This window comes from Trichlorobacter sp. (genome assembly GCF_030247655.1).
Taxonomy (GTDB): domain Bacteria; phylum Desulfobacterota; class Desulfuromonadia; order Geobacterales; family Pseudopelobacteraceae; genus Trichlorobacter.
Genome location: NZ_JAOTRZ010000104.1, coordinates 1 through 9,578, shown reverse-complemented (window position 1 = coordinate 9,578; position 9,578 = coordinate 1). Strand labels below are relative to the sequence as shown.

The window sequence follows — 9,578 nt, the reverse complement described above, 5'->3', positions numbered from 1 at the left end:
TGTATAAGAGACAGGTCTTTATTGCCCCATACCGGGGCATCAAGATAGAAGCAACGTTTTTTAGCTGTTTCTTCGGCCATCTTGAGCGTTGTCTCAAGGGAGGTTGTCCCCATGTCGGCAAAAATAGTCCCCGGCTCAATACCGGCCATAATGCCTGTTTCACCACAAAACAAAGGCCCCTGTTCATCCCCTTCAGACACAATGGAGATAACCAGCTCACGACCACGGGCTGCCTCTGCAGCAGTTGCCGCACCTGTTGCTCCAATAGCTACTAATTCGTCAATCTTTGCCCTATCCGTATCAAAGACGGTAAGATCATACCCCCCCCTTGACCAAATTGGATGCCATATGCCGTCCCACAGTTCCTAAACCAATAAAGCCGATTTTATGCAACATCTCCAGTTCCCCCTATTAATAAAATAAAATAATGTTATTCAAAAGCAGCTTTGCATTTATTACACTGAAAGCGGTACTGTGGCAACCATGATTTTCATCTACAACTGCGGTTTAAAATATTATCATACTAGCGACTACGCTGCACTCCGACCCGTTCACAGCAGTCAGCCAGCCGACAACGTGAGCAGGCTGGAGAAACAGGGTAACAGAGGTTCTGGCCATAACAAACCAGCAGGTCATTGATCTTTTTCCAATATTCGCCAGGTAACTTTTCCCGCAAAAGCTGCTCTGTCTTGTCTGGGGTTTTGGCAGCAACATAGCCCCAACGGTTGGTTATACGGTGCACATGAATATCGACGCAGATACCTGGCTTATCATGTCCAAGAGTCATAACCAGGTTTGCGGTTTTTCGCCCCACCCCTTTAAAGCGTAGTAGCTCTTCAAGACCTTCCGGCACAACACCACCGTACTCTTCGAGCAACTGCCTGCAAAGCGTATGAATCTGTTCAGCCTTTGTACGATAGAATCCTGCAGGATAGATCAGATCGGCGATTTCAGATACATTCAGACCAACCAGCTCTTGCGGAGATCCGGCACGCTCAAACAAGCGGGCCGAGGCCATAGCAGTAACCGCATCTTTGGTCCGCAATGAGATAATACACGAGACCAACACATGAAAGGCTGAACGGTACTGCTCGGAGACGACCGTCACTGATGGCGTTTCCCACTGTTGACATTCCTGCTCAAGAACAGTCATAACATAGTGAATCAGGTTATCTTGCATAAGACTTATTCTAGCCGATAGTCTGACAACTGACAACCATCAGACATGTATTTCATGCATGACGCATCTCACCTTAAAGGGGAGTATTCATGATCGATCTTCATATGCACTCAAGCTGTTCAGATGGTGTCCTACCACCTGAGCAGCTGGTCCTGAAAGCACAAGAGGCTGGACTCAGCCATATCGCTCTGTGCGACCATGACACGATTGGAGGAGTTGAAGCTGCTATAGCAACAGGAAGGCAATGTGACGTCGAGGTTATTCCCGGGGTTGAGCTGTCTGTCTGCTTCAAAGGCTATTCCGATGTTCACCTACTGGGTTACTGGATCGACATTCATGCCCGGGAGCTGACTGAACAGCTTGATGCATTTGCTTTTCGCAGGGCCAACAGAAACCGTGAAATTGTCATGGCGGTTAATCAGCTCCTGCAACAGGAAGGGAAAGATCCTTTAAACATATCTGAAGTTGAAGCTCTAGCAGATGGCGTCATGGGACGCCCCCATATTGCCCGTGCTCTGCTGCAACGCGGCTATGTGACCGGTATGGAAGATGCCTTTTCCCGTTACCTTGTCCGTTGCGACGTTCCAAAGACGTATTGGTCCCTAGAGGATGCGTTGACAACCATTCAACGGATCGGTGGAGTTGCCGTGTTGGCACACCCCACCAGCATCACCCGCGACCAGCAGATTCTGACAGCATTGATTAGTGAACTAAAGGAACTCGGATTAGATGGCATTGAGGTTTACAATACGCTGGCAACAGAACATGAAACCATGTTTTTACAAGGCTTATCCAACCGATTAAACCTACTACCGACCGGAGGGTCTGATTTTCACGGCATTGAAGAGCATGATCTGATAGGAAAAGGGCGGGGTGGCATCCGTTTTTCCGATGCCTTGCTCCCGCCCTTGCGCAAGCGTGCTGCTGAACGATCAGTATCCGCTAGCTGATCAGCATTTATCCTTAAACTCTTTGTAGTTAACGACGTGGAGGTTATCAGCAACCCCGCCAACACCCTCAATACCTGCCGCCACCTTCAAGGCAGCCCTTTTTTCCTTCTCTGAGCCGATATAGCCAGACAGTGTCACCTGCCCATCCTCCACTTCAATCCTGAAAGGACGATACTCAAGTTCTTCCGAACGAAGCAGGGCGGTTTCAATCTTTTTCACCAGAATTGTATTCTCAATTTCATCAACAGACCATGAATTCGCTTCTTTCAGCTGCGAATCCTTCACGGCCGCCACGATTATATCAATAATAGAAGACGGGGAAAGACGTGAGGTATTAAAGGTCAGGTCATAGCCAAGGGGATCATTCCAGTCACGATCAAAATAAAAGTGTATGAAACCACCACGCTGGTGATCACTGCGCCGAATCAACTCCTGTGCAAGGTCTGGATCAATCCACTCCCGCTCGGCAAAACGTTCTACCCGCTCCTCAAAATCAGCAACAAAACGCAAACGAAGAACGTTGCCGCATCCCTGCACTAGATCCTGTCCACCACGACCATACAAGATAACATTACCTTTCTTGGCGAGGTCCAGCAGGATCAGTTCAATCGAATTTAAAGAGGCAGCCCGGGCCCTATCTTCAACCGTATTGTATGAAGGTGGCTTCTCATCCACGGCCTGTAACATTTCCAGAGAAAGCCCGTATTCTGCAGCGCAAGTAGCAAGCTTGGGGCCATCAACCAGGGTATACTTCAGTTTTTTTGCCAGTTCCTTGGCAATGCCATAGGCACCGGTTCCCATTTCACGGGAAATTGTAATAATCGCCATCTGAACTTACTCCTCCGGTTAAAACTAAGTGTATACAACGTTTAATTAGCACGTTCAGCTTGTCTGCACAAGATAGCAATGCTAGGCTAAAGACTCAAGCAAAGGGGGACACCGTGTCTGACAGCCTTGACTTTACCATGCGACTTACTTTTTTTTGCATCATCCACTCACTGCTGGCGGCACCAAGGGTAAAAAACCATATCAAGCGTCTTGCAGGACGCCCCCTGACAGGCTATCGCCTTGCCTACAACCTGTCTTCACTACTGTTGTTCGGTTGGGTTATGCTGGCCTGGCAATCAACCAGCGTACTCTACGTTCTACCTGGCATCTGGAGTCTTGTGCTCCATGGGTTACAGTTTATCATGCTCTGGACAGGTTTGGTCTGCCTACGGCAAACCGGCCTTGCTGATTTTCTTGGAACACGTCTTGTTAATGCAGATGAACGTCCCAGCCTGACAACGACAGGCTGTTACGCTGTTGTGAGGCACCCGCTCTACCTGTTGGCTATTCTGTTTTTACTGTTAAATCCTGTAATAACAACCCGCTGGATAGTGCTTACGCTGTTTAGCATCCCCTACTTCATTGTAGGCGCCCTGCTTGAAGAACGTCGCATGACCCGTCTGCTTGGCGAGACCTACCGCCAGTATCAGAAGAAGGTCCCCTTTCTCATACCCCGAATGAACCAACAAATCAGCGAAGACTGACCCGTTTAACCCCCTCCAGGAGTGACAAAGAATCAACCAGCTTGCAGGTTGGTCTTCCGCTCACCACCCTGACACGGAATTCAAACGTCACCGTGCCAGCTGCAACATCCCGATCAACACCGCCTTCCATCATATCCGAGCCACAATCACGTACTGCCTGGGCAATTCGTTCTGATTGTCCCTCGTGGTAATTACTTACTATTATTACCTGCTGATAGGTATCCCTGTTCAATCCCTCTTCAATCCGCTTCAGAACAAGCAGACTGACCAGCGATATAGCTGTCACCACCACAGCAATCAGAAGCATACCAGCGCCGCAAGCAGTGCCAATAGCTGCAGCAACCCAAAGGCAGGCAGCCGTTGTCAGACCACGCACAGAAGCATTTTCGCGTATAATGGCCCCTGCCCCTAAAAAACCGATCCCGACCACTATCTGTGCTGCTACCCGTCCTGGATCAACGCGAACAGCCAGATTACCGGACATGCCGCCATATTCCTGATAGAAATGTAGTGAAACCCCCATATAGAGGGCCGCCCCTAACGCAACCATCAAGTGCGTACGAAAACCTGCTGGGCGGCCATGGAGCTCACGTTCCAAACCAATCAAGCCCCCCAGCAAGGTGGCCAGCAGCAGGCGAATCAGCAACTGTATCTCAAAGGGGGAAAGGGTCATAAAAGCTCTTCTTCAAGCTGAACAGAAAAACGCAGGTTACAACGCTTGATAGTTTCACCGCCCTGAATGGTCAAGGGGATAATAAATGAACTGCTCCCAGCCAGAGAGATTTTCAACTCAGGCAGCGTGATGACGTTGTGTGGCCGGGCTGACTGATCAAGACTCACGTTCGTCAAGGATTCAGCTGGCACATCTTGAACGGCTGCTTCAGATGCCGGTTCATACTGATTTCGCAATTCATGCAGCACTTCCTGGGAAAGCAGGGCCAACGCCTGTAATACCCCTTCACCGGTATGCTGGGAACAGATAACGGTCCTGCTACTATCAAAACAGTCAGCAAGCTCAGATCTGCCGCGACCATCTGCAGCATCAGAAGCAAGCCAGACTTTGGGCAGACCATGCAAACTTCTGCCATAACTGCCCAACATAGCCTTTAATAGCTGAAAGCTGTCACCAGCATCCTCTACCGCTTCCCCCCCGCCATGTGTCACAAACACAATACCGTCAACCCCTTTAAGTGTCATTTTCCAGGTGCCGGGATTAACCACCGGTCCGGTCATGGTGTAAAGGTGAAAGCGGATACGATAGCCGTCAAGACTGGATGTTTCAAAAGGGATATAATCAAAGAAAAGCAGCGAATCCTGCCCGGCAGACATCGTTTTAAGCGGGCTGCACAGACTTGGTTTGATTCTCTGGTGTATAAACCGAAACAGCTCCCCCTTACCACTGCCCGGGGGGCCAAAACAGACTATTTTTGCATTTATTTCACGTTTTGCGTGATTAGTTACCGCCATATCAAAGAGGCCTTGTTTCTGGAATCTATCGCTTTTTATTCATCAGCAACCGTTTTGCCTGTGTTGCAACCACAGATGAGATATTGCGACTTTTAGCATAGTTGGCAACATCTTTATCATTCATGGTTCCAAGATAACGCAATGCATTAGCCAGTGGTGTTTTGGGATTTTCAATCAGCGCCTTACGGATCTGATAGTTTTTCACCCATTCTTTGTTGGCACAGATCAGGCGCATAATTTCATCGTTCTGTACCCCAGACTTAAGCAGTGTAAGGACTTCCGGCTCTGACATACGGGGATTTTTAACAACACCGCTGCTCACCAGCTTATTGGCATCCTTAATCAAGATCTTGCGCCATTCTTTGTCACCGCTCAGCGCCATCTTGATCTTTTCGCTAATGCCCATCTCCATGGCCAACTGATATTTACTCAGATACTCGTCATCATCCTCAGTAGTTTCAGCCTCTGGATCATCAGCTTCCTTGTCATCCAGATCATCCACTGTATCTGAGGCCAGAGCCTGGTCTTCCTGTTCACCATCCGTTGTTGTTTCTGCAACATCTGGAAAGTGGGTCTGAAGCAGATCACGGGTAGGCACAGCCAATTCCGGGCTTGCCAGCAAGGCAGACATAATAGCCGGATTCCTGCCACAGATAAGCGCCAGGGCGTGCAACACAGCGGGGTGAAAACCACCTTCCGCCAAAACAGACACGACCAGCTGTTGATCCAGTAGGGCCATGCTGTCAGCGGCAAGCCGACGCACCTCGGTATCACTATCCTTGCCAAGGCAAAACAACAAAAGCAACAACTCGCGGGGGGGGAGGTCTACGGCACCCCGTGCCCCCCGCAGGCGTTCTTCCAATGGTGTACCTGGCCGGACAAAGGCCGCGACCGAAGCAGGGATACTGATTTTGACCGATTCAGACACCAGACACCCTGCTATTCAAGTACTGCGGCAGAAATACCGGCAGACTTCAGCTTTTTCAGCGCATCATCCGCTGCCTTGCGATCAGTAAAGGTACCAGCGGTCAACTTGCGGGATGCAAGCGAAACCTGACTCTTTTTGATGGTCACCTTGACACCGGCTGCTGCCAGACGCTGTTGTTCTGCCTGTGCGCCACTTAACACCGCATAGGAACCGGCATATACCTCATGCTTGTCTCCACGCTGAACAGAGAATCCGCCACCGGAAGTGCGTTGCAGTTTTTCAACCGCCTGTTTAGCCTCATCTTTTATGCCATACTCGGCGTAAAAAAGGCGATGCATGGCGACCGGGCGTTTGGGGCCACTGGTCATCAATGGCGTTAAGCCCGCATTCTTCACCTTGATCATGTCCGCAGCAAGAGTCTCTTCCACGACGTACAAACCGGCCACAACAGTCCATGGTCCATTCTTTTTAGGGGCTACAGTAGCTTTACGGGCAGGTACAGCCTGCTTTGACTGGGCTGATTGTACCTCTGCCACACTTTTTTCAGCCTGTTTGGCTGGCATTGTCGGCTTTGAGGCCTCCGGTTTCTTTACTGCTGGCGCCACTGCAGCCTTTAACGGCTCAGGCTTAGCAACAGCCTTTACGGCAGGCTTCTTTTCTTCTGTTTTGGAGGTAGGCGTAACAGCCACCTTGGTATCAGCCGGTTTAGCTACAGCTGGAGCGGCAGATACTGGTGCAGAAGATGTTGCCTGTGCCTTTTGTTCAGCAGGGGTTGCTGCATCAACCGGGGCAGCATCACGAGCTGGCAACGGCTGTTTAACCACCTGAGGCGGCGGTTGGGGAGCCGGTGGCTGCTCCTGGGGCCGGATCAGGCCGGTAAAGAAGTAGAGATACCCAAAACCGCCCAACAGAAGCAATAACAGCACCACCATACCGGTCTGACGACCTTTCTCCTGGGGCTGAGCCTGTGCCTCGCCTTCAGTCGTCTTGTTATTAAACTTTGAATCCATACTCTACACCTCCGTAAATGCTGGATCTGTGGGAATACAAGCCAAGAGCGGAAACCTCCGCAATACGACTCCTACCCCTCTAATCAGCTAATCTTTCTTTGCTGCCTGAGCTTCAGCGATAACTTTTTGTGCCAGATGGGTCGGCACCTCTTCGTAGTGCGAAAACTCGGTACTGAACAGACCACGGTCGCTGGTCATGGATTTCAGGTCATTGGAGTAGGCCAACACCTCTGACATCGGGACCACCGCCTTGATGGTCTGGGAGTTTGCCTTTGGTTCCACTCCGACAACCTTGCCGCGACGGGAGTTAAGGTCACCAATCACATCCCCCATATTTTCGTCCGGCACCGTTACGGCAAGGTTAACGATCGGTTCCAGCAACACCGGTTTGCACTGCTCCATTGCCTTTTTAAATGCCAGGGAACCTGCTACCTTAAACGCCATCTCCGAAGAGTCAACCGTATGAAAGGAACCATCATACAGTGCTACCCTGAAGTCAACCACCGGGTAGCCTGCCAAGTACCCTTCTACTGCTGCTTCCTGGATACCTTTGTCAACGGCCGGGATATACTGACGGGGCACCACGCCACCGACAACCTTGTCATCAAAAACATAGCCTTCACCACGTCCGGTTGGTGACATTTCGATCCAGCAATCTCCATACTGACCACGACCACCGGACTGCTTCTTGTACTTGCCCTGTACTTTTGCGGTTGCCCGAATAGTTTCAAAGTACGGTACCTTTGGAGTCTTCAGTACCACATCCACATTAAACTTGCGCTTCATTTTTTCAACAATCACATCCAGGTGCACCTGCCCAAGTCCTGAGATAATAAACTCCTTGGTCTGAGGATCGCGGTGCGATTCAAGGGTCGGCTCCTCTTCAATCAACCGATGCAAGGCGTTATGAATCTTGTCTTCATCCGCCTTGGTCTTTGGTTCTATGGCATAGGAAATGACCGGCAACAACTGCTTGGCAGGCTCATAAACAATTGGATGAATGGGATCACAGAGGGTATCGCCGGTCACGGTTTCCTTGAGCTTGGCAACAGCAACAATATCGCCTGCAAAGGCCTGCTTAAGCGGCTTCTGCTTCTTGCCTTCCAACTCATAGATCTGACCGATCCGCTCTTCAACCCCTTTACTGGCATTATAGATGGTGGAGTCAGAGTTAAGAGTACCGGAATAGATCCTGAAGATGGTGATCTTTCCGGTATAGGGATCTGAAGTAGTCTTGAACACCAGTGCGGAAAACGGCTCTTTTTCATCCGGCCCACGCTCAACCAGACCATTATTTTTGGGATTGGTACCTACCGCCTTGGTGCGATCCAGCGGTGAGGGCAGAAAATCGCAAACAGCACCCAACAACTGACGTACGCCTACATTCAGGGTGGCAGAACCACATAGCACCGGCGTGAAGGTATTACGCATGGTACCGACCCGCAGGCCATCCAGAATTTCCTCCTCACTCAGTTCACCGGTTTCCAGGTATTTTTCCGTCAGAGCATCATAGGCCTCAGCCACGATCTCAACCATATGCTCCCGCAGGCGCTGGGCTTCATCAAGATAGTCTGCCGGAATATCGATCTCCTGGCAGCCACCGGAGCCATCCTTGGCATACTTGCAGGCCTTCATCCTGATCAGGTCAACCACCCCCTCAAAGGACTCTTCTGCACCGATCGGCATCTGAATTGCCACACCACGGGCCTTGAGACTCTTTTCCATATCGTCGATGGCCCGCAGGAAGTTTGCCCGTTCCTTGTCCATCTTATTCACAAAGGCGATGCGAGGAATCTCAAATTCACTAGCCCACTCCCACACCTCTTCAGTCTGGACTTTAACCCCTGATATAGCCGAGAGAATCACCACGGCACAATCCAGTGCACGCATACAGGCACGGGTATCACCAATAAAATCGCCGTAACCGGGAGTATCAACAAAGTGAATCGAATGTCCATTCCACTCGCAGTGATCAAAAGCTGATGAGATAGAAATCTTACGCTTAATCTCTTCAGGCTCAAAATCCATGGTTGAGGTACCATCATCCACCCGCCCCAGACGGTCAATCATGCCGGTATTGAACAGGATCGCCTCAGCCAACGATGTCTTGCCGGCCCCACCGTGTGCCACAATTCCAAGATTACGAATCTTTTCCGTTGGATACGTCCCCATGCGCTGCCTCCTTGTCTACGTTGATAGGTGCATGACAACTTTCAGGAATTACCGGTTACGTTCGTACAAAATCCTCAATCCCTCCAGAGTAAGAAATTCATCGACCTCGTCGATACTCTTTGATTCCGGTGCAATCAGGGCAGCCAAACCACCGGTGGCCAGCACCCGAGTCTGATCACGACTCTCTTGCCTGATCCGCTCCACAATACCATCCACCAACCCTACATACCCGTAAAAAATACCGGATTGCATCGAATTGACTGTGTTTTTGGCTATGGCCTGGGGGGGGCGACAGATATCAACCCGGGGTAGCTTGCTGGCGCGCTGAAACAGGGCCTC

Annotated in this window: 12 protein-coding genes; 2 read left to right on the top strand and 10 right to left on the bottom strand. The window is 50.4% G+C overall.

What is annotated here, in order from left to right:
• The 3 genes from OEL57_RS10145 to OEL57_RS10140 all read right to left on the bottom strand — a co-directional run.
• Positions 1 to 284: NAD(P)-binding domain-containing protein (locus OEL57_RS10145; protein ID WP_300740263.1), on the bottom strand; the 284-nt coding region annotated here is incomplete at its 3' end.
• A gap of 31 nt (positions 285 to 315) precedes the next feature.
• Complete coding sequence (locus OEL57_RS17060) at positions 316 to 396, bottom strand: NAD(P)-binding domain-containing protein (RefSeq protein WP_414718514.1); 81 nt, start codon at positions 394 to 396, stop codon at positions 316 to 318.
• A gap of 127 nt (positions 397 to 523) precedes the next feature.
• The gene (locus OEL57_RS10140; RefSeq protein ID WP_300740261.1) at positions 524 to 1,180 is read right to left on the bottom strand and encodes an endonuclease III domain-containing protein; all 657 of its coding nucleotides are present in this window, start codon (positions 1,178 to 1,180) and stop codon (positions 524 to 526) included.
• An 89-nt stretch (positions 1,181 to 1,269) separates the two neighbouring features.
• Between OEL57_RS10140 and OEL57_RS10135 the strand changes: the two genes are divergently transcribed.
• Positions 1,270 to 2,130, top strand: coding sequence for a PHP domain-containing protein (locus OEL57_RS10135; RefSeq protein WP_300740258.1), 861 nt, complete (start codon positions 1,270 to 1,272; stop codon positions 2,128 to 2,130).
• Here OEL57_RS10135 and OEL57_RS10130 read toward each other — a convergent pair whose 3' ends face one another.
• Complete coding sequence (locus tag OEL57_RS10130; RefSeq protein ID WP_300740255.1) at positions 2,131 to 2,958, bottom strand: cytidylate kinase family protein; 828 nt, start codon at positions 2,956 to 2,958, stop codon at positions 2,131 to 2,133.
• A gap of 113 nt (positions 2,959 to 3,071) precedes the next feature.
• On the opposite strand from OEL57_RS10130, the gene OEL57_RS10125 reads away from it, so the two are divergent.
• A complete protein-coding gene (locus tag OEL57_RS10125; RefSeq protein ID WP_300740252.1) occupies positions 3,072 to 3,662 on the top strand; it encodes a methyltransferase family protein in 591 nt (196 codons plus the stop codon).
• Here OEL57_RS10125 and OEL57_RS10120 read toward each other — a convergent pair.
• The 6 genes from OEL57_RS10120 to OEL57_RS10095 all read right to left on the bottom strand — a co-directional run.
• The gene (locus tag OEL57_RS10120; RefSeq protein WP_300740251.1) at positions 3,649 to 4,335 is read right to left on the bottom strand and encodes an MgtC/SapB family protein; all 687 of its coding nucleotides are present in this window, start codon (positions 4,333 to 4,335) and stop codon (positions 3,649 to 3,651) included. The two genes, OEL57_RS10125 and OEL57_RS10120, sit on opposite strands and share 14 nt — an antisense overlap.
• Positions 4,332 to 4,991 carry a hypothetical protein gene (locus OEL57_RS10115; protein WP_300740249.1) on the bottom strand — a complete coding sequence of 220 codons (660 nt, stop codon included), beginning with the start codon at positions 4,989 to 4,991 and terminating at the stop codon, positions 4,332 to 4,334. The genes OEL57_RS10120 and OEL57_RS10115 overlap by 4 nt, the downstream gene beginning before the upstream one ends.
• Before the next feature lie 163 nt (positions 4,992 to 5,154).
• Positions 5,155 to 6,057 carry a hypothetical protein gene (locus OEL57_RS10110; RefSeq protein ID WP_300740246.1) on the bottom strand — a complete coding sequence of 301 codons (903 nt, stop codon included), beginning with the start codon at positions 6,055 to 6,057 and terminating at the stop codon, positions 5,155 to 5,157.
• Positions 6,058 to 6,068: 11 nt separating this feature from the next.
• Complete coding sequence (locus OEL57_RS10105; protein WP_300740244.1) at positions 6,069 to 7,067, bottom strand: SPOR domain-containing protein; 999 nt, start codon at positions 7,065 to 7,067, stop codon at positions 6,069 to 6,071.
• A gap of 87 nt (positions 7,068 to 7,154) precedes the next feature.
• Positions 7,155 to 9,239 (bottom strand): elongation factor G, encoded by a 2,085-nt coding sequence (fusA, locus tag OEL57_RS10100; RefSeq protein WP_300740242.1) that lies wholly within the window; start codon positions 9,237 to 9,239, stop codon positions 7,155 to 7,157.
• A gap of 48 nt (positions 9,240 to 9,287) precedes the next feature.
• Positions 9,288 to 9,578, bottom strand: a 291-nt coding sequence (locus tag OEL57_RS10095; protein WP_300740240.1) for a type III pantothenate kinase, incomplete at its 5' end; no start/stop codon positions are given.

Coding starts and splice junctions, on each gene's coding strand:
- OEL57_RS17060 (WP_414718514.1), bottom strand. CDS start 396: ATGTTGCATAAAATCGGCTTTATTGGTTTAGGAACTGTGGGACGGCAT.
- OEL57_RS10140 (WP_300740261.1), bottom strand. CDS start 1,180: ATGCAAGATAACCTGATTCACTATGTTATGACTGTTCTTGAGCAGGAA.
- OEL57_RS10135 (WP_300740258.1), top strand. CDS start 1,270: ATGATCGATCTTCATATGCACTCAAGCTGTTCAGATGGTGTCCTACCA.
- OEL57_RS10130 (WP_300740255.1), bottom strand. CDS start 2,958: ATGGCGATTATTACAATTTCCCGTGAAATGGGAACCGGTGCCTATGGC.
- OEL57_RS10120 (WP_300740251.1), bottom strand. CDS start 4,335: ATGACCCTTTCCCCCTTTGAGATACAGTTGCTGATTCGCCTGCTGCTG.
- OEL57_RS10115 (WP_300740249.1), bottom strand. CDS start 4,991: ATGTCTGCCGGGCAGGATTCGCTGCTTTTCTTTGATTATATCCCTTTT.
- OEL57_RS10105 (WP_300740244.1), bottom strand. CDS start 7,067: ATGGATTCAAAGTTTAATAACAAGACGACTGAAGGCGAGGCACAGGCT.
- fusA (WP_300740242.1), bottom strand. CDS start 9,239: ATGGGGACGTATCCAACGGAAAAGATTCGTAATCTTGGAATTGTGGCA.